Here is a 22,770-nt window from a genome sequence, read left to right as displayed (position 1 = left end):
TTTTATATGGGCTTTTCTACACTATCTAAAAATTGGATGGTTTATGGTGCAAACTATTCCAAATTATTTCAACATATCGGGGTTAAAAGGTTTTCCATTCACAAAAAACTTTTGGTTTTCTAACTTGAAAGTAAGAACATAATCATTGCCTTCAATCTTTAAAAGTCCTTTATTGACATAATCTTGTAACATTTTTTCTGCATGAGTTGCAGCTTCACCATCGAGATTAGTGAGGATTTGTGTTGGACTTGTTGAGCCAGGCGATATTACCTTGGCATCTGGAATGGTTTGAGCATTGGTGGCAAGATTATTCTTAATTGATGTACTCATGAGTACTTTTACAGTTGTTATCGGTGCTTTAAAGTAACCTTCACCATACATTTTTTGCATCATCTGAGACACTTCATCTCCTTCGCTTTTTGGCAGTGAAATTTTAAAATTGCCTATAATTTTCCCATCTGGTACATCCAACATCATTTCCGAAAGTTCTAATACAGCTCCTTTGGCAAGGAGTTTGGGTAACTCAGTTGCGAATGCAAGCGTAATGAGATTGGGGTTGCTATTATTTTGCATCAGATTGAATTCTTGTTGATTGATTTTTGCTGCAATGACTGGATCCAGATTTCTAAAATTTAAGTGTAAAATTCCTGGTCCATAATTATGATTATCCGTAAACAGCTTTTGCAATGACAGTTTAAAATCAATGTCCATTGCGCCATCATGAACATTAGAACCGGCCGATAAGTCAAAACCTCCTAGCTCGAATACCTTTTTACCTGCCAGATTGATTGCAACAAAAGGAATGTCAAAATGAGACTGGCCAAGCCATAACCATTCTTGGTGGCGTTTAAATTTATAATCATAAGTGATCTCACCAATATTGAAGGCAAGATTATTTTCCATATTGGAGGAATTATTAGCAGCTCCTTTGACTCCCAATAGCCTGAAGTTACCATCAATATCATCAAGATTAGAAGAAACACACAGCAAAGAAGATAAGCCCTGCCAATTTAACTTGAAGTCTCCTTCATTTTGTCCAATTTTACCTTCTATGGCAAAGGAGGGGAGCGTATATCTAAAAATGGTTTTATTCAAATAATTAATAAATGCTTCATAATGAGTTTCAGGTTGAGTTGTGACAAGGCCTATTCCAAAACGTATACCATGATCTGTAGCTATAAAAGGTCCATGTTTGATAAAAATAGGGATGTCTACATCAAAATCAGTTGGTGGTTCAGTTCTGGGAACATCATTTTTATCTGTTATATTTTGTGCCGGGATATGCATCTTAAATGTTAAGTTCGCTTGAGATGAAAACCAGCCTCGGTGGTATTTATCTAAATGAACACTAAATGAAGAAGTTTTAGGAATTGAATTTATATTTTTAGTTAGGGTATTCTCGATTGAGAAACCAACAGCATAGTAAGCGATAAGGATAAGCACTGCTAAAGCTATGATGAAACCCGTCCATTTTTTCATGAATACTCACATTAAAATCCCTTTGTTTAATATTATGTAGACTAAAAATTTTATTTTGCAAATTAAATAAATAGTTATCTTTCTTTAAAGGTTCGTCCACATCAGAATTTTTAGACAATTTATTCGAAAACTTCAAAGAAGACCAGATTTCTCTTTCCAGATCAGTAAATTATTAATAGCTCAGAGGAGAGCTTAAAATCTTGACTAATGGTCGTATTTTGAGTGCAGGTTGAATGAAAATCATCCTGGGTTTCAGTCGTGTGGACCTGAACCCAGGTTATGTAAGCTACACATTACCCACAGTTGCCACTTCGATGGGCACACATACTATTTAGCAAACTTACAAACCGACTATCTAATATAGAGCTTCCTTGCAGCTTAATTCGGGTGTCAGTGTAGCCATAAGATGTAACTCCTACAATCGCATTACGAGCAGGATTAAGACCCCCTGTCTGTCCTGCCGCTACCCCTCCAAAATTTTGTACCCAAGGACCACCACTAGACCCCCCCGCCATATCTGATCCATACTCAACATTATTGGGAGCCACCGCGCGAGCACTTTGAGCCGTCACTTGATGCATTTTTTGGCATGAGTCCAAATTACAAGGATAGCCTAATAGATGTACATGGTTGGGTATTAAGGAACTAGTTCGCCAGCCTATGTATCCTGCAAGAGAACCCACGCGAGTGGCTATACCATTTATAACGATGTCATTCGCCTCAATCATGGCATAGTCTGCAGCGTTTGGAACTATCCCTCCACCCGTTGACCAGGCTGTCGTAGTGAGAACATATCTCCAAGACCAAGCTCGTAAAGGTGCTCTTCCGTCTCGAAAAGCTGGGACAAAAAGAAAATTAGTATAATAACCGCTAATGCCATTTCTTCCTGAATGAACGCAATGTCCGGCAGTTAAAATAATTCTTCGATTAATTACTGCAGCGGAACAAACATAATTACCCATTCCTGGAACAGTAAAGAAAAGCTTTCCTACAGTCCTATAGGGATACGTAAGATCAGCCGTTATCGGATTTAAACGAGAACTCGTAAAATTATAACCTGAGGTTCCTCGATCAAAAAAAGTTTGACCTCCTACTTTCTGATTAAGCAAGTTCTCTGGAATCAAAGACATTTCATCAAGCTTAATATCTTCTTCAGGAGGAGCACCCTCTTGCTCCTGTGGCTCTTCGGAATTTAACAAATCCCTATCGATTTCCTCAACCTCGCTCGGATTCACTTGAGGATAAGGCATTTCTTTAGCATTCATCAGCCTTTCAGGTGTCCAATAATCTAGAATTGATTTTTCAGGCTGTTTATTTTCTACTCCTACCTCTGCAGAGGCCGCAAAAAGCAAATGAGTTGAACAAAGCGTAGCAACACAAAAACAGGTTTTAAGAATTGTTTTCATCATGAACTCCCTTTCATCTATTTTCCTATCCCTAAAATATTCCTAAATTCCTCTCAATATTACGATGGACTATAATCCTAGGAATGTTTCTTATGATTATGACCATACTGATGATCTAACATGATCGGCACATGCCCAGCGGCTGCGTATAAGACATTTGTCCGTGACCATGATAATGATATTATGAGCAACTGTTGTTATGTCCGTGTTGATGGCTTTGCGGCCGATAGTGCTAGGATAGCTATGATACTGGGTGGGATACTCAGATTTTTTATTATTTTTATACATATAATCATCCCGATTTAGTTGGTCAGATTATAACAATAGATCGATAGATGAAATAGTTCAACCCCCGTTCTTCTTTTGCTTAATAATTAAAACTTAAATTGCAGAATACCTCTGGTATTGATTTAGGGGCTGGAAACGTAAAGAATGAATGTCGCATTATTATTTTAATGAAATCTTTATAACCTTCTGATTCTGATATATTTTTTTGAAAATCTTTTAAATTTACCAGCTTTACCTGATGTCCCTGTTCCAGCATATTACTAAATTGAACATCATCCATGCTGGAATATAAACCGCCCAATTCTTCCCATAATTTTTGTGTCACTTCTTTTTTTATTGCATGCCAGATGGGAAGTAAATTGTTTTCAAGAAGTGAAAATAATTGCATCAAGTCTCTATATTCTTTGGTTGTCTGAGGATTGGTGAACGACTCCAAATACTTCATCGCTACGTGTTCAATAATTTTATCTCGCCTGGCGGAAACAGCAAAAGTGAATGCTTTTTCGAATGGAAAGAATTCGTGATATTGAGGTTCATAAACAAATACTTCACCTGTTTCAAACTCATAAAACCATCCGTGGATGGTGAGCTCTTTACGCTCCAGTTTATTGGCAATGAGCGGATAAGATTTTAAATGCTCCATCTGTGCCAAAACGTTTAGCTTGGCCGCTTGTTGTACTTTTAAAATGAAATTGTCTGCATGAAGCTCTTTAGAGTCGTTCACTTGTTTTAAGACGGAATGCGAGTGAATAAGCCATGAGGCGACTTCAGGCAGATGTTCATGGAGATTGGGATTTAATAAGCCGTTCATTGCACCGCAATGTGAATGACCACAAATAATAATATCTTTGATAGTGGGAAGTTCTTTTAGGGCGAACATGAGTCCGGCAGCTTCACTTGAAGGAACGTATGAGGGGGGAATAATATTTCCTACATTCCGGATGACGAATAAATCACCAGGTTTTGTTTGTGTTAAAAGATGTGGCACTATACGTGAATCAGAACAAGTAATGAATAGAGTTTCAGGTTTTTGTGCCGCGCTTAATTCCTTAAAATCCTCCTCCATTTGTTTATATGATTCATTTTGAAATCGACGTACACCAAGCATCAATCGATTAAACATAAACACTCCTTAAGTGAATGATCGGTTGTTGTAATACATATGTAAGAATAAATATCATTATTATTTCAAAATCGTTAATTTATATAACAAAATTGTAATCAATGACAAGAGATGATCTGGATAATTTCAATAAATGTATGGATTTAAATCAATTGAAAAGAATTGTATGCAATGCAAGTGACGTTTCTTTTCTGTGTGCTAAGTGATTGTATTGTTGAAGATGAGGTTGAATAATGTCATTACTTCTAATAAAAAAGAAAGGCTGTTGTCATATACTTGTGCCACAAAACAAATCGGCAAAAAATAAAAAACTTACAGCCATATCTTAGTTAACTGCTAAAATTCTAGAGCTTAAAAGTTGATGGGGGTACTACTAGAGTGTGCTGAATTAAGAAGTGCCTCCCGAAATGTTTGAGTAAGCGTTGCTCTTATTTCAGAACTTGGAGTACTCGTAATATCACTTAATTTGTCACCAATAAAGTCGATTAAGTTGTTTATCGTTTTTTCGATTTTACTAGGGTTATTCATTAAGAAACTTTCTAGCTGGATCGTTAATTCTTCGAGTGCCTGATTAAAACAATCTTTTGCTGTCGATATTTGAGTGGCAACCGATGTAAGGCTTTGAGTTCCATTATTAAAAAATTTATATGGCCCAATCAGCGACTTATTTTGGATAGATGACTTATTTAATTTGATATGTGCTCTATGATGCGTAGGATCTATTTTAAGTACTTGTTGATATAGATCAAAGGCTATAACTATAGCATTTTGTTTTTGAATTCCATCCGCCCTATATTTACTGAAGAAATCTGCTATAAGACAGAGTAAATTAGCCAAAAATTTTGGATTGTGTGAATCAGCGGTTATTTTTTTCAGGGCTAAATGAAGAGCTTTGCTATAAAGGTGCGTCTCTTCTGATAGTGGTGCCTGAAACGAGTTGCTAAAAAAAACTTGTGAAGCTCGACTATTCCCTTGACTACTGGACTGGAGCAACATAAGGTGTTGTTGTGTTAGTACGTGGTGGGCTGTCTTAAAGGGGCTCATTGAGGAAGGTTCAGGAACAAGAGGTTGAGTGACTTCAGAGCTAACATATTGAATCTCCATCGGAATATCGGGATGGTTGACACTTAAATAAAATTCTTCTGATGCAAAGTCAGTTTCCGTTGAATCAATTGTGCTTTCTTCTAAAGTTGAAGTAGGATGAGTTTCTTCTGTTGACTCCATGTCTTTTAGCTGACTTTCCTCTTCCGATTCGTTGTCTTCAAGAGGTACCAGATTAACTAAATTTTGAAGATCATCTAGAATAGGATTTTCTTTGTCTTCTTCAGAAAGTAAGCCATAGAGTATTTCACATTCATGAACAAGTTCACTGGTATCATTTAGATTAAAAATGGCTAATCTTATTACATAGCTTAGTAACTCCAACTTCCGCAAGGGAGATTGAATAGCCACTTCCAAGAGTTTGTATTTGCTTATGAAATCAGACATGGCATGAAGGTTGGCTTCATTTCCAGTCTCTTTATAATGTTGCTCGAGTAAATTTAAATAGCCTAGGCTGCTTGAAAGCTTGGGGCGATCTTTTGTTTTTTCCTGAAAGGTAATAGCTCGATTCATCCATTCAATCGCTTGTGAAAGCACTACTTGCGAATTAAGATTCTTTTCGTCATTATCTTCTAGTTGATCTACTAACTCATCACTTATTTCTTCACAAACGGCAGCAAGTAATTCATGTGTTTTTCGAATCACTTGCTCTTTATTGCTCAAAGCATGTGTTAGTTTTGCAAGATGCTTGCTGTGAATAAGTTCGATTTCATGCAGTAAACTGGGAATATCTTGCCAATATTTTGTAATATTATCAAAGTGCAAGTCTTCAGCCTCCTTACGGATTAGCTGAAGCTTGGTTGTTACAATCTCGGAAAGTACATAAACTAAGGCATCGTAAAAATCAGAGTGTTGGACACTATTAGAAGCAGCATGCAAATTCAGAGTTTTTAGCGCTTCTGAGTAATGCATAAGTGCTTCTTCATATCTTTGTTCGTTATAAGCTTTATCGGCTTCTTGTTGTCTGAAGGTATTGAAATAAAATCCCATAATCATTTCTCGAAAAATAAAAAGCTTATTGTAACTTAGTAATTTTTTTATTCAACAAGTAAATATATGCCTCAATTATTTAGCACATAGAGAAGAAGCTTCAAAATATTATGCTACTGCTTACGAAAACGCATTAGATATAGGAAAATCCAGGTTCATTGCTATGATCCGCTAAGCAAGGTCTCAGAACGATGTTGCCAATCATTTCAATATCTTTGTGCATATTATCGTCTGCACAAAAATTAATGGTGTACTTGGTTAGAATGCTTGAATCTTCTTTATTAAGTAAAGATTTTTCGTGAGATTGAATTCCAGATACTACAGCTCTAAGCTCACCGTGTTTCCCTTGAGCTTGTTTTAGATAGCTTTTCACAATAGGCTGATTTTGCCGAATCTGAGATTGATAGTATCCTAAAATTACTTGCAAATCCTCTTTTAATTTGCACACATCACCAAATAAAGATTGATATGGTTTTTCATTCGCAACAGCGTTTTGCAGCTTTTTAAGGAGTGTTTCCATATTTTCAATAAATTCTTGATTGTTGGGTATTATTGAATTTTGACGAGCATGAGAAGTGAGCTTGCTTTTTTTAATACTCACCAATTGTTTAAAGTTAAATAAAATATCTTCAATATTTTTCAAGTCCTGAGTCTTGGTTAATGTGCGAAAAGCTTCTTTACTGGTTTTTGGAATAGATGTGCTATTAAAAAATTTTGACTCCATAGAGTATCTCGCTTATTTGGTTTAATTGTAATCGATTTGCGCACAATTATATATTTTTATCGGTCTTGGTGTCAATATTTAAATCACCATGTGCATAATTCATTCATTTGATGTGCTCGATAAACTACTTAGAAAGATAATGCAAATTAAGTTAAAGTAACGAGTTAAAATGATGGGTAGATTCCCGCTTGCGCGGGAATGACTTTATATATAAATAATTCGATCATTAAGTGATCGATGAATTGTTTAAAAAAGGTGACGATATCTCAGGCTTCTAATGACGCAACATTTTTATTTTATCATTACGTGAGACTTCACCAATCGCTGTTTAAAGTCCTCCAATTTAAAAAGGATTAGATAGTTGGCATCCCAGACCAAAGCATCCCATGTTGCTGGGGGGAGGTTTAGTGCAGGTCACTGGTCCGAAAGTAATTGAAGACGGTGATGCAGTGACTGCTGTGGCTGTAGTTGTACAGGATTGAGTGCTGGTAGTTGAAGAAACAGTAATCTTGGCGCCTTGATAAATTAAAAATTGTGGCCATGGTGTTATCGTACTTATATTAGGCGTTACTCCAGAATTAGCAGGTATCGTTACATTAATTGTTGGATGCTGTCTCGATGGATAAGTAATTTGCACCTTAAATGATGGCTGAGTCGGAGGAGTCGTACCAAATATGGTTAATAGAGTGCCATTGGTAAACCCTTGGCATCCCGTTGCGGATACCATTGCATTGTTGGGAACAATGCCTGCACTTTTTTGCACACAACTTGAGTTAAAAAGACCATAATGTTGTTCTGCCGTAGGGCCTGGTTTTGTGGGTTCATCGTAGGCCTCAAAGGCAAGAGCACCTATCTTATATCCTGATGTCTTTATAAAATTATTTGTATTCAATTGATAAAGAGTTTGGAAATAAGCAGTAGCATTTGCCACAGATGGTGCGCATGGGCCAGGAGAGTTACATGCATATCCTGTAGTCGTTCCCGCTGTTGCCCAACCTGTTTCTGCTGCCAATAGAACACGCCCAGGTGTATAAAAGGGTTGTTCGTTCGCCATGGGTAAGGCTGGTGGGGTTGTTGAACCTACAACATGTATGTAATCCCATGCGAGTGAGTTGGTCTGTTGTACTGTTGAGCTTAATGGAGGAGCCCATACAGCTGCTGTTGCTGGGGTTACGCCAAATTGAAAGGGATAAGGATCAAAGGCTAGGGGGGCTTTAGAAGAATAAGAACTAATTAATGTTTGCATATCGGTAGAAATTGCAGGGCTTGGGGTGACGAAATTTCCACTAAGAACAGCAGAGCTTACAGGAGTTGTCAAATCTTGTGCAGTCAGTGTGGCTTTTAAAGCAGATACTGCATTGGTTAAATAAGTAATGTTTGAGGTGCCCGTGCATGGAGGAGTCGTATTCCCTGCATTGCAGTAATTTTCATGCCCCGCAAAAACAAGTATGACGGTATTATTAAATACAGTATGGGTAACTGCCTGAATCACAGCAGTTAATGAAGCTTGGGCACATGGAATATAATCTTGAGCGCCTAAAGGACACCCTGGATACATAGTGTCATTGGGTTGTTGAGGAATCACTGCCTCATAAATAACTTTCATTCCCAAGGCGTTGGCTTGCTTAATAATATCTATCCAACTATAGGGTTCGGTTTGATAGGAGCGAACTGTTGTAAAACCAGCGTTCTGTAATTGTTGAAGTTCTGCATAAACATTAGTGGCCGCAGAATTGTTCAGTGTACCCGTATAGAAAACATCGTGAAAATTGAATGGGTAGTTATTGGTATAATGATTGGGATTATAATCAACACCAATCAGTTGATTGAATGAAAAGGATTGTATTGTGGTGGATGTAACGAGTTTATTGGAACTGAGGTTACCAATCAATTCAGCTGTGAGGGTAACTGTGCCATTAGTAGGTGAATTGAATATACCGACAATACTGCATTGAGCGCCGCTCGCTAATGTTCCAGTTGTTCCAGATGGAATACAACTGTTGCTGGTGATTACGAAATTGGGATGGAGCGGATTATTGTTTTGAGTAATTTTTTGTATGAAACTGGCCTTTGAAGCATCATAATTTGTAAACGTAAAAGCTACTGTATAGTTTGTATTTGCAAATGTTTGACGGGGCAAAGGTTGGGCTGAAGGGAAGTTGGTTGTACCTAAAATACCTGCCGGGACTGTTGTTGCGACTGTTGTTAACGCGGGTTGAACCTGAACCATGTTATTGTCATACCCGCTGTAAGCCACTAAAATCGTTTTTTGGCCAATGCTGCTTGGGGTTAAGGTAATACTATAGGTACAGCTTTCTTTAGGTTGCAGTTTTTTCCCTGTACAATGATCGTTGTATTTAAATTCTACTCCAGTAGCAGTACATTCTTGAGCTGCAGATGGGCACAGTATCGGGATTACCTGAAATGGTTTTTTAAAAGTAAAGGGAAGATTATTGGTAAAAGTATATGTAGAAGTGATACTTCCTCCTAATGTGGAACTTTTTGGTGGGAAAGGTTTATCCAAAAAATGAAGAACAGGATTGTTTGCAAAAGCCTGGCTCATCATTAAAAATAAAGTGCTTGCTAATTGAAATTGATTCATTTTCACTCTAACTTCCCTTGTAGTAGTAATAAGTTCAATAATAAGAAATGCTATTTAAAATAGGGATGAGTGGTTTTATTGATAAATAAACAATTTACGTTATCATACTCATTTCTATGTAACACAACGCAGCTTTCTTCATTTTATTTTTACACCATACTAATTAATACCATTCAAATTTGCTACATTTTAATTGTTTGAATCATGAATATGATAAATAAAATCCAATGGATGGTTTATATTACTTTCAAATCAAAATTGTCCTGTTTTCTTTCCGCGAACAAAAAATAACAGTCAATCCAAGCTGTTTTCAATAAAAACCGAGTGTGTTAAAAAAAAACATTGTGGTAATATTCGCACGTTTTATTTTGAAGAAGGCGTAGTGATGGGGCAAGAAAAAAAAGAGAAAAAGACACTTTGGGATGCTTATGCGTTTAGTGTAAGTTATACGGGACTCACTACTTTAATAGGGCATCCTGCAGAAAGACTTAAGGTTGCAATTCAAACAAATCTTTACCAGAGCTCTTATTCTATTACAAAACAATTCATAGGCACGAATTTGAACCATTTATCTACAGGGCTCATGTCTTGTATTATTCGTCAACAAAGTAAAATAATATACAGACCTTTGTTGATTACCTATATGCCGCATGAAATTGATAAACACCCGCTTCCTCTGGTGTTCAGCAGTTTTTTCAAAGCAACAATCGCTGCTACTTTTGATACTTTAGTACTCAGCCCGCTTGAGAATATTAAAACAGTGCAAATGAGAGCCATAGCCAGCCAGGATAAGCCTATAAAACCTGTTCAAGCAATGCAAACTATTTATCAACAAAGAGGGTTTCCGGGTTTTTTTGTTGGTAGTACAGCGACACTTGGAAAAGCATTTCCAAGTTGGCTCTATTTATTCATGACGTATCATGCAATTAAAACCAAACGGGAAAAACAAACTTTTTTATCAACGATTCTGTGGGCAACTGCTGCTTCAGTCCCAGTTGTTTCTGCAACTACTCCGCTTGATGTGATAAAGAGCCGACAACAGGCCTGTACTGATGAATTTAAGCCAACAATAAGAGAAATTGCATCAGGAATTTATAGGAGTCATGGAGTTAGTGCTTTTTTTAAAGGATTTAACTGTCGGTTATTACATAAATCATTGTCTACGGCGGGTGCTTATATGATTTTAGATATTGCAAATAAGATGTAACGTATTATCAAATAAGCCTTTGTGCTTTAGCCATCAGCATAGCTGCAAGCAACATAGTTATAGGTGTAAAGTACACCGCGTTGGTTGCTGCTCCGCCTACGGCCACAGGTATATCATTTAATGTGGGTTATCTCTGATTTCAATGGCAGCATAAAAACAATCCATATCAATATGAATTATTTTTCGGGGCAAAAACTGTTTTCGTTTAAATGATTTGGTATATGAGCAATGTATAGTCCATGTAGATCCTTATTAGCCCAGCAATTTTTAACTTATTTCAAAAAAATGATTAAGTATCTATGAATAGTATTATGCCTACGCACACGACTCCCGCAATATCCATAAATGACCCCCGGATCGAAGCTCATTAACAACCCCGCGAACATGTCGTGGGAATGGTAAGTATAAAAAAACAGCATTTTTTGTTTAAAATTAGTGCGTTTATCCTACATATAAACCTATAAATTAACCCCGTGCTTAATATTTGGTTAATGTGTTTTGTGTAAAATACAGCAAAAATTACGTAATAAGCTACATGAGGAAATTAAAAGATGTTGAGTAGAACAGTTAGACACACAAGAACTAGATTTACTCAAAGAGCCAATAGAACTCTCTCTCTAGGTGGTAATACAACAATTGTTCGTTTTTATTCTCAATACAATTGGAAGGAGTTCAATGCGGGATCTTGTGATATTGAGTCCGTTCTTGAATCAGGGAAAGAAGCATATCCAGAGGTGTTTAAAGATTCTTCTGTTGAATTTACTGTGTTAAAAAATTCACTGATCAAAAGAGAGGAGTTATGGTGGAAGCAAAAAGGTTTTGGACGTTATAAAGGTCACAATGGTCAATCCGTTGCTGATTTAATATTATTTGATACGCATCGCCGCTCCTTACAAATCACTGGAGCTTTAATTCCTTTATTGTTAAAAACGCCTGCTCAAAATAATGATTTTGGTGTTTTTGTCCGTGATTTTCACACACAACATATTTTACCAGTGATTCCGCAAGCATGTATGTTGTCTCAACGAAAGAAATATTTTAATTGGGTATATGATGTCCTTAATGATACAAGCAAGCAGGCTCAACATCCTCAGATTCCTAAGCATTTTAATAAATTTAAAACAGAGCTTATAAAGCGGAGGGAAAAAGGGATAATTGATGGATCTGACTCTATGCTAAGCGAACTAGCTATGACTCACGTTGCAGATGAATTACTTAAAAGTGAGGTAGATGAGCGAATATATACTCTTTCAGAACGCGTTATCGAAATTCTTATTAAACAAGCTAAATATGAATCTTTACCTTTAGTTTCAGCAATGGAAGCACATACATTTGTTGGAGTCCAAGAAGAAGCACCTAAAAGTTATCCTGACCGTTTCACAGTTTTGATGGCAGGGGGGCCAGGAAGTGGTAAATCCATTACAACAGAGGGTTTTGCTTTGCAATTACAACGGCAAACCGGATATTCATTAGATGAGCTGTCTCTTCTGACCGTTGATAGAAAACGAACAATCTATTATGAAGACGAATGTGTGAAGGGAACTCATAAAAAACATATTGGTACATTGACGCATGACGAAGCGGTAGTGACTTACAATATGAGCGGTGAGTTCTTAACGCGCCGTATGGATCAACATAAAAGAGTGCCTAATGTATTCAAAGAGATGTGCAACATATGGCCTAAATGGCTTGATATCGGCTTAAAAAAAGATGGCACTTATTTAATAACAGTTTCTACTAGAAAACCTGAGAATGCAGTTGATGGTGTTATTCAAAGGGGTATTTCAAATAATGATTTTATTACTCCTCCTGAATATGTATTGAATTCTTATCGTAGTGTGAGTGAGCGTTTTCCATTAGTTATTCAAGAAAACGAATCTAAAAAGGTAGTTATTAGTGTGGTAAATAATGAGTTGGCGATTGTGAAAAAATTCAGTAAAGAGAAAGGGAAAGATTCGAAGCCAGAAGATAATAAGCCCGCTGTAGTAGTAGATTGTGAGACTAATACAATCTATGTAATCAATCTCTTGCAATATGTAGATTTCATTAATCAAAGCCAACTCAATAGCAAAGCTACGTCTGTAGACGAGCTTTTTGAAGGTGCAGATATTTCGATTGCGGCAAGTATGACAAGAGTAATCGATCCGAGTAAATTCGGATCGGCTAAAATTGCATTTGTTCGACAAGGGGTTACTTCAACTGCAATTAATAATCTTGAGAAAAATGTCGTTGCCACCATTCAGGATGGTGCGTTTGATGTGCAAGATGAAACAAATTTTGAAGAATTAAAATCTGATGCTCCTGAGCATTTTGAAGTATTGGAGAGTTTTTCATCTCAAAATTCACTGCAAGCATCTACAAAATAATATGAAAAGGATTCCATGGAGGAATCCTGTCTTAGTTTTTGCATCGAATATTATTTAAATCTCGAAGCAGGCCCTGGGGCATCCATTGATGAGGAATTTTCAAGCTCTTTCACAATAGTTTTAACCGATTTATTTAATTCTGATTCGGCCTCACTTTTTTGGGGTACCGACCAATTTATATTCCTGAAAAAACGGTTAGAGGCAGGAGGGTACTTAATCGTTTTAGGGAGAGAAGAAGCAGCAAATCGTCTAAATAACATCATCTATAAAATCCTTTTTCAATAAAACAGCGTATTAGTTATGATAAGTTTTTATAAAAAATATGCAAGTTTTATTTTTCGTTGATAAATAAACGTGTATGTTATTGTTTTTTCTTTGGATTTAATTGGTCTTTATCTGGCAATGGATTCTCGTCTAATTGCTCGGCAATTGTTCGGGTATTTTTATTCAGTGAATTTATTTGTTTTTTGTCTGTAGTTACATTCCAGTCAAACGACTTCCCAAAATTTTTTGGCACTTTTTTAGTCATTGATTTTCTCCAAATTAACAGAGCAAATTTGTATTAAAAATGATTTATTTGTATATATTAGCAAAATATTTAATCTAGATCAGCCAAAAAACAAGAGAGTCGCTTTCACTCACATCATGCTCATTCAATATAAAATAAACTTGATGTATGTGCATTGACCGTTATGGTTTAAATGTCCTTTTTGATAAGACATCTAAGCTGTGCAGAACTTTTGTTCTGGTAGCTGAGGCGGCTGCAAAATCAGAACCTATGCCAAACTCATCTCGAGATAAAACTTTTTGTTGGGTGGTATCAAAAGTAGGTAATACCCAGAATGGCTCATCAAATGTTCGAATTGTTGCCCCAAGTAGTTTCGCCAATTTTTTCCCAAATGCATCGCTAACCACAGCAGAACAGGTATAAAGCCAGATTTCAGTAGATGGAACCCAGGCTTTTTTGAGTTTGGTCAATAATATTTTAGTGGCAGCTTTTTTACTAATAGCTGTTATTAGGGCTGAATCTAATCCCGCAGACTTAATGTCAGTACCAAGAGTTGACTGCCATTTTCCATTGGTAGTTAGGATTCCTTCAAATCCTACATTTCCACTTTGTGCATACAAGAAAAGATTAAGTCTTAGTACTCTGGATGCATATGATGCTCCAAATCCAGGTACCTTGGGTGCAAAATAGGTCACCGTATTAATGAGATCTTCAAGCGAAGTCATGACTTGACCAAAAGGTTTTGTGGCTTGATTATTAGCACTGGTGGCAGCAGGGCTAATGATGTCAAATTCCTCCTCTGAAGGAAGCCATTTGTCATTTCCTAGACCTTGAACTTCATCTGCTTCATTGGCCCAAGGTCTGGGAAACTTAGCATAACAGGCCAATTCGTAGCTAATCACTGTTCCTGTAGTGGATGAACTGCCACTACCACCCCCTTTGTCAGCATAACTGGCCGGAATAATTGAGGCTCCTGATTGTCCTAAGCTACCCCAATTCATTTTAGAAAGCACTTCATCTGCTCGACTACCGCCACCGAATAGATTTCGCACGTCATTGGGTACCCCAGGCATCATTGGACCACTCATTCCTCCTCCTGAGCTATCTCCAGAACTCCCTATTGAACCGCTACCTCCTGTATCTGAAGATGCAGAAGAAGGAACCAATCTTGGTGAGCGTTTATCCATCTCTGTAGCAGTATTTAATAAGGCACCTCCCTCAGAGATATTTTTAGTTGAGCCAGCATTCGCTGAAGGTAATCCCATTGCAGCCAGGGCTAGTTGTGCAGCAATTTTCTTTTCTTCAATGTCTTTTTGGGCTGCGACGGCTAAATTAGCTGCTGCTTGTCTCCCTGCCTCAATGCCTGCGCTGGTTGAGTTGTTTCCTAAAGCCTGTGCTAATGCGGCAGTGGATGCGAGTCCCGCCATATCACGGAACATGTTGCCATTTTGAACAGCATTTAATATAGCCCCCACACCTGTTGGATCAGGAAGTGTCGTAGGATTCATAATATTTAAAACAGGAGCCCCCAGCTGACCAGGGGTAACATCAACTGGTTGAGTACGAGACTCCATTTGAATCGCGGCAATTTCGGGAGGTTGTAGCGGTATAGGTGAATCTTGCCAATTCCAGAAGCGAGTGGCATCAAGACGTTCAGCGCAATTGGAGCGGCCCAGTACTGCTTCAGCAAAGACACCACCCGTTGGAATAGGTACAAGTTGTTCGATTGCTGTATTTGCACCTAATATTAAGCCACGATCTTTTAACCAACCGCGCCATTTTTTATGAGCTTCATCTTCTGTATCTGATTCAGTATTTTCAATACCTACCGCTTGAATAAAGCTTGGCATGCGAAATACTAAATAATTACTTGCGACCATGATAGGATTTGGATCAATTAAATCTCCTATTGGTTTGCCTTCAAAAGTATATGCCGATAATAGGAGTGAAATTTGTGAAGGATCCAATGCACGCCAAATCGCTTGACTGTAATGCAATCGGTTCTGTTCAAGGTGCATTTCCAATTCTGCTTCGCTTTGGTTGGCTGAAAAGCGGCACAGTTGTACTTCAACTGCATTAGGACTCACTTCAACAGGTAAACTAATGGGAAATTTTGCGCTGTTGTAACTGAGTTGCAGGGTTAATCTGCCAGTTAAATAACTTGTATTTGCCGAGGTAATCCTAATTGCAATTAATTCTTGAATTGGGATCGATTCGGTAGCAATCCAAGTAATAGGGCTGATGCTGTTTAATTTAACTACATTTCCGGATTGCAAGTCTAGGTTGACTGCAGTAATGGAAATAGCTGAACGATTTTGTGCGGTAAGATCCAACGAAATTCCTGAAAACTCTGTTTCACCTGGTAATGTGACACTGTTTGTTCCTGGCTTCGTGATACCTGCCAGAGTTATACGAGAGGCTCTTATGAGTTCATCATTTATCCAGTAAGGCCCGCTTGTGGGAGGCGGTGTAGTGGGTGGAGTTGTCGGTTCTGTTGTAGTTGGGGGGGGAGCATTAGATCTATCTTCTGCGGTGTTTGTTGCGTTAGTAGATGCTCGCATAGATCTATTTAATGGCATTCGATCAAGTACTGCTACGTGGTCAAATACGGAACGTGTCGGACGAAGGGGTAAAGTGGGCTGAATAATTACGGAACCGAATTCTCTACTTAATAATTCCTTTGCACGCTGGTTTATCGCTACATTGGCCAGTACTCCTTGATAGCGTTTAATTGTTGCTTGATCAAAATGAGTTAATTTCATGGGTACAAAAAGACAACGCTCTACCTGCTGTAATTGAACGTTTACTCTATAAATTTCAATGACTTCAAAATATTGAATTGTTAATGCGTGCATATGGTTGTAATTGGCGATAATACGAGTTGATACGGATTGATGTTCTTCCTCCGATACTTCTTTAACGATTGAGGCCCGACGATCGCGTACTGAGGAGGCAGCTTGTTGTGTGGCATCAGCAACTTGTTGATTCATGGTTGCAGCAAGATTACGAGTTCCTGATGAAGTTGAAAAACTTTCAGCATTGGAACTTGAGGTTGAAGATGAGCCGCTTCCGCCTAAAGTTAAGGGGCCCAAACTTAACCCTAAACCGCCTCCACCTGCTGAAGTAGTTGAGCTTCCGCTTGTTTTTGAAAAACCCGTTTGAACTTCTGTGGCAACTGCATTTTGCACTTCGCTGATTGCGCGATTATGGGTGGTTGTATTGGTTAGATTTTCTGATTCAGCAATCGTTTCTTGTCCCGATGCTTTGACTTGTCGTGACCAGTCCATGACTGCAATACGAGTACTTTCACCGGGTGCCAGCGCAATGCTATGTAATAAATTACCTAAAGTTATTCCTTGTGCAAACCAGGATTGAGCAAAAGTCAACATTGCTCCTACCGCGGGTGCTTTAAAACCAAAATCAGAGGAAACAGTAGGGGAGATATCAATGGGACCTGCGGTTTTTAAATCAGTTGTTTCCTGAGGTGTAACCTGATCGATAACCACTGAACGATAATAATGCCGTTCAGTTGGATATTCACCCAGGCGCGGGACTAATTCACTGCCTTTTTCCTCTCCTTCCTGATTTAAGTTTGGAACTCCAACATTTAATATGACTTGAGCGGCACAGAATGGAGGCCATCGACCTAAATCACCAACGGTTTCGACTTGCAAGTTATTTTCTATTTCAGTAACAAGCGTATCACCAATATCTCTAAAGACATTAATTTTTTCTCCAACTAAAGCATATGGAGTTTGTGGTGAATCTGCAGTGATAAAACTCGAGGAAATTTTTCCCGAACGAGTAACGATGGAGCTCCCTTCTCCATTTGCTGCTGCAGCAATATCCTGAGCAATCTGGAATAAAGGGCAGGTTGCTAAATCGTAGATTGTTTTAATACCCAATTTATTTAAGGTTTGTTCTGTTTGATTTGATACTCCGAGTAAGGAGGAAACAGGTTGACCCAGTGCATGCAAAGCGTCCATTTTTGTAAATTGGAATTTTAATCCGTCGCGGTATCCCATTTCGAACTCCATTTCCAAATGCGATTAGATCAAAAATAGCACACTTTTTATAAAAAATAAACTATTGGCGGGGTTTACCAATATTGATATGATTAAGAGCTCTATTGATGGAAGGGGATATATTGATGCTTGAATTTTGGGGTAAGGGGATTAAAATAGCAAGCTTTCGCTCTAATTTGGCTCAGGGTTTATTCATAGGATACGGGTTTTTTTCTTAGTACCTTGATCTCGCTTTGTCGGAATTTTTCCTCCAAAATTTTTTGCTTAGCGCGTCTTGAGCGTCTTTTCTTTTGGCGTTTTAATTTTTCAATTTTTTGCTGTTCTTTTGTTTTTTCCTCACTCACGATTGAATGTAGTTTTTCACAAAGGCGTATTCTTGCAAAATAACGATTGTCTTCACGGCTTCTAGACTCCTGACATTTTATTTCCAAGCCAGAAGGTATATGTTTCAAATAAACTGTCGAGGCGGTTTTATGTAGCTTCTGACCTCCTTTACCACTGCCCACGATAAACTTTTCAATGAGATCATCATCCCTAATATGAAGTTGAACCATTAAATCGGCTAATTTATCCCATTTTTCTTTATTAATCATATTGATTGGATGCCCATGGTTTTTCAATGAGATCATCATCCTTAATATGAAGTCAAACCATTAAATCGGTTAATTTATCCCATTTTTATTTATCATACAAATTCTCAATGAGAATTTACATTAATGAAATCAATTTGGACTAAATTTATTCTGCTCTTCTTTTGCCTCATCTTTAAAAGATGTTAGTTCATCTTTTAGTGAAGTTTGTTTCGTAAAACGTGCTCTTTCTTGTATCTCTGCTTGATTGTCTTCAAAATACGACTTATCCCAATTGAGAAGTGCCTGAAAGAATCTTGTAATCTGCCAACGTACATCAGGAGGCTCTACTTTTAGTGTATTCTCATTTACAGTTTGAGTAAATTGATCAATTGCATTTTGGACAGATTTTTTTGAACCATTTGCTTTATCTATTTCTTCTTTTAATGTTATCAGAGCTGCAAATGCAGGAGAATTATGGAGGTTATAGCTATCGGTTTGCAAACTACTTATTTTAGCAATTGTTTTTTGAACTTTTTCAGAAAACGCCATTATTTTATCTTTATCTTTATCTAAGCTAAGCAGGTAAATACCCTCATGCAACTCCTTAATTCCCACATTATTTTTGGCACTCGTCTCAATAACCGGAGCGGACTCAATTTTATTCTTGTGTTTAAAGTCCCTTATTTCTTCCGGTGTAATTGCAGGAGGATGAAGGTCTATTTTAGTAACAGCAATAATAATTTGTGTATCGGGATTTCCTTTTTTAACTCCATTTATATAGGTTTGAGCTCTCTCTAATGAATCGTGATTACTTTGATCGATGCAAATAACACTTATATCCGCAAATTGTTTTGCATAAGTACTAATCAGGCTATCATGTCTTTCAGCATCTCCCATCTCTGCAATGAAAAGTTCACAATCTTTGCTACTTGCTGAAACACTTTTAAATGCTACACCTATTGTATTCACATAGTCTTCAGAAAACTCTTCGCCTGATAAAGCCCTAACAAGCTGACTTTTCCCTCCTTGCTCCCCACCAAAAAATCCAACTTTGATTTTTTCTTTTGGAACTTTTTCTTGTGTCATAATACTTCTCATAATAAAGTTGCTTCTATACTGAGTATAGACACTCACTGTTTTTGTTCAATAAGAAATCATTTTGACGGAAATTAACTAAGAAAAGTAAATTATGAAAGTTACGACCAAGCTTGAGCACAGTAAGATAGAAATTATTTCTAATCAGCGGAATCAAGTAATATTGTTTAGATAGCTAGAAAGAGATTTTCATAATTAATTGTATTTAATCCAAGTTGTAGTTCTATTAGATATATTATTGAATGCTGTATGTATCTAATACATTTCCGAAAATTTCGGTGGGAGTCTATCGTCATTTAATAAAATGTACACAGAGGGAAGTGACATGTTTGAGAAAATTGATCGAATAAGCCAAAATAGAGAGATAATTACAAAAGCGATAAATCAATTAGACGTAATAAACTATGAAACGGTATCTACATCTTTGCCCAAACAACTGCTAGAAGGTTCATTAAAACTAGATCACAGTGTCTATAAGCCTGCTGCTCCAACTACAAATGGTGTTGGTCGATATTTTCTTTATGATCATCCTGATAAATCTAATCCTTTCTCTATATGGGTATTTGCATTTGCACCGAGACAAAAGACAACAATTCATGACCACAAATATAAAGGCACTGTTACTGTTCTAGAGGGGCCTATATCTGAGAAGTACTACCTGCCTACGGGCGAATACACTGCACGACTCGCGAATCGCGTTGATCGTTATCGATTTCACAGCAATCGCGATGACTTAAGTGATGTTTTTGTTCATCAACTCAAGCGAAGAAAAGCTCTAGGAGAAGGAGTGAGTGTCACTTTGCATATATACAATATGGAAGCCTATTTAGTGAACCTTGAAGGCAAAAAAATGGATCGCAGAAATTTAAATATCATCTACTCCAAGGATAAAACAATAAATAAGGAGAATATTCCTCCCTATTCAGAGGCTTATCCTGAATCTATCTATAAAATGTAGGCCCTTTTTAGCGTAAAATGGACCATACCTATCTATTTAAATTTAAATGGTTGGTTCATTTTCTAAACTCAATGCGTCAGTCAAAAATTCAAATCATTAATGTTAAGCATACGGAAGACCTTGCAGGACGCTGGTGTAGAGCTTGCATATCAAAAAACACTATAATTAATACTTTTTGATCTGATAATGGGATAAAAGTATTGCGCATGCCATTTTGATCGTATAGATTACAGGTTAAGCGAAATAAAAACTAAGGGACTAATGTTATGTCAATGTGTTTCGTTCCCACCATACAAAAGGATAGTTTATTCAATCAAAAAATCACTCAGTACTTGGTGCAGAGGATTAAGAATCCATTAGCGATAAAGAAAATTGTTTCGGTTTAAAAAGCCTTCTGTTTAGAAAACGATTCAAATCATAAGTGAGATTATACTGCCAATGTAACTTACAAAGAAAACTCGAGGAATATAAAAACAAAAAAGGAGTCAATATGTTTGATGTAGATAATAGTGGTAAAGGCAATTGTATGTATTACGCGTATAGTATTTCTTTAATGTATTATTTACGGGCTAAAAATGCTCCCGATATTACAGAAAATATTTTTAATAAGTTAAAGCTTAAAGAAGATGATAAAGTTGTGTTGCGTACATTATTGTCTAAGAACCCAAATTATCAATTTACATCTCGTGAAATCAAAACCATTATTGAGCCTATTCTTGGAAAAGCTACTCGGGATTTGGCAGCTGAATATACACTACGAGAGTTTAAATTGTCTTCTCATGATACCCCCTTGTTTTCCTCAGCGAAATACGGTTTGGAGTTTTGTTTCCGACAAGCACTACTGGAGAATGTTTCAGAACTTCATGAACTCATTGATCATGGCTTTACTAATCCTGATTATACCGCAGCTGAAATATATAAGATGAGTGGCACTGATCTAGCGATGACAGAATATGCAATTGCAAGAGTGCCACATGTTATAGAGGAGTTTAATCGTCTGTGGGCTATCAAGGTTGAAGAACTCAAAAAAGAAGAGAAGCTGTGTACTGAAAAAGAAATTAAGGCTTATAAAGAAAAGATTATAGATAATATTCTAAGAGATGAAACAGTAAATTTCTTTTTAGCAGATAATGAAAAATATTTGAACCTCTACAAAGAGCATTTACAAAAAGAATTTGTATGGGGTTCAGAAGAAACACTTCTCGTGTTACATCGTGCAATACAAGGTGAGCGTATGGTACGAAATGAAAAGGGAACTATTGATACATTTTACGATATTGAGATCGCATTACATATTCATAGAAATGGCAGCAGTCCATTTTTTCAATCCAGAAGCCCGGACATGATTTTGAATAATCAAAGTGATATTCATTGGACTTCTACAATTCCTGATACAATATTTACAAAAAAATTAACAGACATGGAGCAAAAACTTTTCGAAATACTTGATGAATTACGCATGATGCATTCTAAGGCTTCAATCGAAAAGGATAAGATTGAACATGATTTACTATCTGCTTTGATAAAGCAAATGGATTTAATTTATGCTAACCCAAGTTATGTAATGAAAGAAAAAGCGATTGAGTCTGTCTTTCAGCTTGTTGGTAAGTTAATCATTAAATTAGGATCAGATCCTTCTTGGAGTCTGCTGCTCGGTAATTTTCTTTCTGCGTTGATCGAGTGTACTCCCAAATTTTTAGCAGACAAACCAATGAACTCAGAAAATAAAGAACTATCCTCTAAGGATCTATCTGATAAAGAGCTCGTCTTGAAACAAGCTAAAATAAGCTCTTTAAGTATATTTTCTAGTCATACTTTGTTTAAAAAATCAGAAGAATCTCTACAAAAAACATATCCTCAAGAAATTGCTCATTATATTTCCGAAGCGAAACAGAGTGGCCCAAAAGTAGCCAAAGCGCTGAAGCAAATGTATCAAGAGGGGCTTGAAGCTAATAAAATATACACTCCAGAAAAATGTAGAGAAATCGCTTTACAGTATCTTAGTTATGTAAAATATAAAAAGCGTCATTTTATTCTGACTGATGTGCATAACTTTGTAAAAGAAATGGAAGAAATTATAAAGCAAAAAGGAAAGGATCTTAATAGGAGTTTGGAGCATTTGGATTTTATTGAAAAAAATGCAGTTAGAGATGCTTCAATATCATTGATGTGAAGTTTTTAATAGAGTTTAAAAGGTTGGGTAATTTACCTATAGCTGTCAAGCTAAGGAGTTAGCGGATGTTGTCATTCGGAATCCCTCCATGAAGGAGTACATTGTCAACATAAAAATAGCCCCGCTTGCGCGGGGTGACAGAGTTACTTATAA

Annotated in this window: 15 protein-coding genes and 1 pseudogene; 4 read left to right on the top strand and 12 right to left on the bottom strand. The window is 37.0% G+C overall.

The genetic code is table 11. The annotated features are described in order from the left end of the window. Window positions 1-63: 63 nt before the first annotated feature. The 6 genes from Ltuc_RS09850 to Ltuc_RS09825 form a co-directional block, all read right to left on the bottom strand. A complete protein-coding gene (locus Ltuc_RS09850) occupies window positions 64-1,479 on the bottom strand; it encodes a YdgA family protein (RefSeq protein ID WP_058521090.1) in 1,416 nt (471 codons plus the stop codon). Window positions 1,480-1,772: 293 nt separating this feature from the next. Beyond that, window positions 1,773-2,888 carry a trypsin-like serine peptidase gene (locus Ltuc_RS09845; protein ID WP_238584105.1) on the bottom strand — a complete coding sequence of 372 codons (1,116 nt, stop codon included), beginning with the start codon at window positions 2,886-2,888 and terminating at the stop codon, window positions 1,773-1,775. Between the two features lie 364 nt (window positions 2,889-3,252). Next, window positions 3,253-4,296: a carbonic anhydrase gene (locus Ltuc_RS09840; protein WP_058521088.1), complete on the bottom strand. Its 1,044-nt coding sequence runs from the start codon at window positions 4,294-4,296 to the stop codon at window positions 3,253-3,255. Window positions 4,297-4,647: 351 nt separating this feature from the next. Next, window positions 4,648-6,393: a hypothetical protein gene (locus Ltuc_RS09835; RefSeq protein WP_133138349.1), complete on the bottom strand. Its 1,746-nt coding sequence runs from the start codon at window positions 6,391-6,393 to the stop codon at window positions 4,648-4,650. A 127-nt stretch (window positions 6,394-6,520) separates the two neighbouring features. After that, window positions 6,521-7,030: a hypothetical protein gene (locus Ltuc_RS09830; RefSeq protein WP_133138350.1), complete on the bottom strand. Its 510-nt coding sequence runs from the start codon at window positions 7,028-7,030 to the stop codon at window positions 6,521-6,523. 424 nt (window positions 7,031-7,454) lie between these two features. Then, window positions 7,455-9,713 (bottom strand): glycosyl hydrolase family 17 protein, encoded by a 2,259-nt coding sequence (locus tag Ltuc_RS09825; protein ID WP_058521085.1) that lies wholly within the window; start codon window positions 9,711-9,713, stop codon window positions 7,455-7,457. A gap of 385 nt (window positions 9,714-10,098) precedes the next feature. Between Ltuc_RS09825 and Ltuc_RS09820 the strand changes: the two genes are divergently transcribed. Further along, entirely contained in the window at window positions 10,099-10,920 is an 822-nt protein-coding gene (locus Ltuc_RS09820; protein ID WP_058521084.1) for an MC/SLC25 family protein, read from the top strand. Window positions 10,921-10,967: 47 nt separating this feature from the next. Here the strand turns inward: Ltuc_RS09820 and Ltuc_RS15880 are convergent. Further along, a pseudogene (locus tag Ltuc_RS15880) lies at window positions 10,968-11,085 on the bottom strand (Y-family DNA polymerase); the annotation flags it as partial. A 599-nt stretch (window positions 11,086-11,684) separates the two neighbouring features. Between Ltuc_RS15880 and Ltuc_RS09815 the strand changes: the two are divergent. Continuing rightward, on the top strand, window positions 11,685-13,286 hold the full coding sequence (locus tag Ltuc_RS09815) for a hypothetical protein (protein ID WP_238584104.1): 1,602 nt from the start codon (window positions 11,685-11,687) through the stop codon (window positions 13,284-13,286). A 50-nt stretch (window positions 13,287-13,336) separates the two neighbouring features. Here the strand turns inward: Ltuc_RS09815 and Ltuc_RS15455 are convergent, their stop codons facing one another. From Ltuc_RS15455 to Ltuc_RS09795, 5 genes are all read right to left on the bottom strand, one after another. Continuing rightward, window positions 13,337-13,549: a hypothetical protein gene (locus Ltuc_RS15455; protein WP_083498076.1), complete on the bottom strand. Its 213-nt coding sequence runs from the start codon at window positions 13,547-13,549 to the stop codon at window positions 13,337-13,339. Between the two features lie 98 nt (window positions 13,550-13,647). Continuing rightward, on the bottom strand, window positions 13,648-13,815 hold the full coding sequence (locus Ltuc_RS15560) for a hypothetical protein (protein WP_165480994.1): 168 nt from the start codon (window positions 13,813-13,815) through the stop codon (window positions 13,648-13,650). Window positions 13,816-13,976: 161 nt separating this feature from the next. Continuing rightward, the gene (locus Ltuc_RS09805; protein ID WP_058521081.1) at window positions 13,977-17,819 is read right to left on the bottom strand and encodes a hypothetical protein; all 3,843 of its coding nucleotides are present in this window, start codon (window positions 17,817-17,819) and stop codon (window positions 13,977-13,979) included. A 188-nt stretch (window positions 17,820-18,007) separates the two neighbouring features. Further along, window positions 18,008-18,412: a peptide chain release factor family protein gene (locus tag Ltuc_RS09800; RefSeq protein WP_058521662.1), complete on the bottom strand. Its 405-nt coding sequence runs from the start codon at window positions 18,410-18,412 to the stop codon at window positions 18,008-18,010. 129 nt (window positions 18,413-18,541) lie between these two features. Next, entirely contained in the window at window positions 18,542-19,477 is a 936-nt protein-coding gene (locus Ltuc_RS09795; protein WP_058521080.1) for a P-loop NTPase family protein, read from the bottom strand. Between the two features lie 334 nt (window positions 19,478-19,811). Between Ltuc_RS09795 and Ltuc_RS09790 the strand changes: the two genes are divergently transcribed. Together Ltuc_RS09790 and Ltuc_RS09785 are read left to right on the top strand one after the other, a co-directional pair. Further along, window positions 19,812-20,444: a cupin domain-containing protein gene (locus Ltuc_RS09790; RefSeq protein WP_058521079.1), complete on the top strand. Its 633-nt coding sequence runs from the start codon at window positions 19,812-19,814 to the stop codon at window positions 20,442-20,444. A gap of 490 nt (window positions 20,445-20,934) precedes the next feature. Next, entirely contained in the window at window positions 20,935-22,617 is a 1,683-nt protein-coding gene (locus Ltuc_RS09785; RefSeq protein WP_058521078.1) for a hypothetical protein, read from the top strand. Window positions 22,618-22,770: the final 153 nt, after the last annotated feature.

The organism is Legionella tucsonensis (assembly GCF_001468035.1).
Classification (GTDB): Bacteria; Pseudomonadota; Gammaproteobacteria; order Legionellales; family Legionellaceae; genus Legionella; species Legionella tucsonensis.
This window is presented reverse-complemented; position numbering and strand designations above follow the sequence as displayed.

What these genes read in the sequence shown, in the direction of transcription:
- Ltuc_RS15560 (WP_165480994.1), bottom strand. Translation starts at nt 13,815, where the DNA reads ATGACTAAAAAAGTGCCAAAAAATTTTGGGAAGTCGTTTGACTGGAAT.
- Ltuc_RS09850 (WP_058521090.1), bottom strand. Translation starts at nt 1,479, where the DNA reads ATGAAAAAATGGACGGGTTTCATCATAGCTTTAGCAGTGCTTATCCTT.
- Ltuc_RS09790 (WP_058521079.1), top strand. Translation starts at nt 19,812, where the DNA reads ATGTTTGAGAAAATTGATCGAATAAGCCAAAATAGAGAGATAATTACA.
- Ltuc_RS09840 (WP_058521088.1), bottom strand. Translation starts at nt 4,296, where the DNA reads ATGTTTAATCGATTGATGCTTGGTGTACGTCGATTTCAAAATGAATCA.
- Ltuc_RS09785 (WP_058521078.1), top strand. Translation starts at nt 20,935, where the DNA reads ATGTTTGATGTAGATAATAGTGGTAAAGGCAATTGTATGTATTACGCG.
- Ltuc_RS09845 (WP_238584105.1), bottom strand. Translation starts at nt 2,888, where the DNA reads ATGATGAAAACAATTCTTAAAACCTGTTTTTGTGTTGCTACGCTTTGT.
- Ltuc_RS09795 (WP_058521080.1), bottom strand. Translation starts at nt 19,477, where the DNA reads ATGACACAAGAAAAAGTTCCAAAAGAAAAAATCAAAGTTGGATTTTTT.
- Ltuc_RS09820 (WP_058521084.1), top strand. Translation starts at nt 10,099, where the DNA reads ATGGGGCAAGAAAAAAAAGAGAAAAAGACACTTTGGGATGCTTATGCG.
- Ltuc_RS09835 (WP_133138349.1), bottom strand. Translation starts at nt 6,393, where the DNA reads ATGATTATGGGATTTTATTTCAATACCTTCAGACAACAAGAAGCCGAT.
- Ltuc_RS09825 (WP_058521085.1), bottom strand. Translation starts at nt 9,713, where the DNA reads ATGAATCAATTTCAATTAGCAAGCACTTTATTTTTAATGATGAGCCAG.
- Ltuc_RS09800 (WP_058521662.1), bottom strand. Translation starts at nt 18,412, where the DNA reads ATGATTAATAAAGAAAAATGGGATAAATTAGCCGATTTAATGGTTCAA.
- Ltuc_RS09805 (WP_058521081.1), bottom strand. Translation starts at nt 17,819, where the DNA reads ATGGGATACCGCGACGGATTAAAATTCCAATTTACAAAAATGGACGCT.
- Ltuc_RS15455 (WP_083498076.1), bottom strand. Translation starts at nt 13,549, where the DNA reads ATGATGTTATTTAGACGATTTGCTGCTTCTTCTCTCCCTAAAACGATT.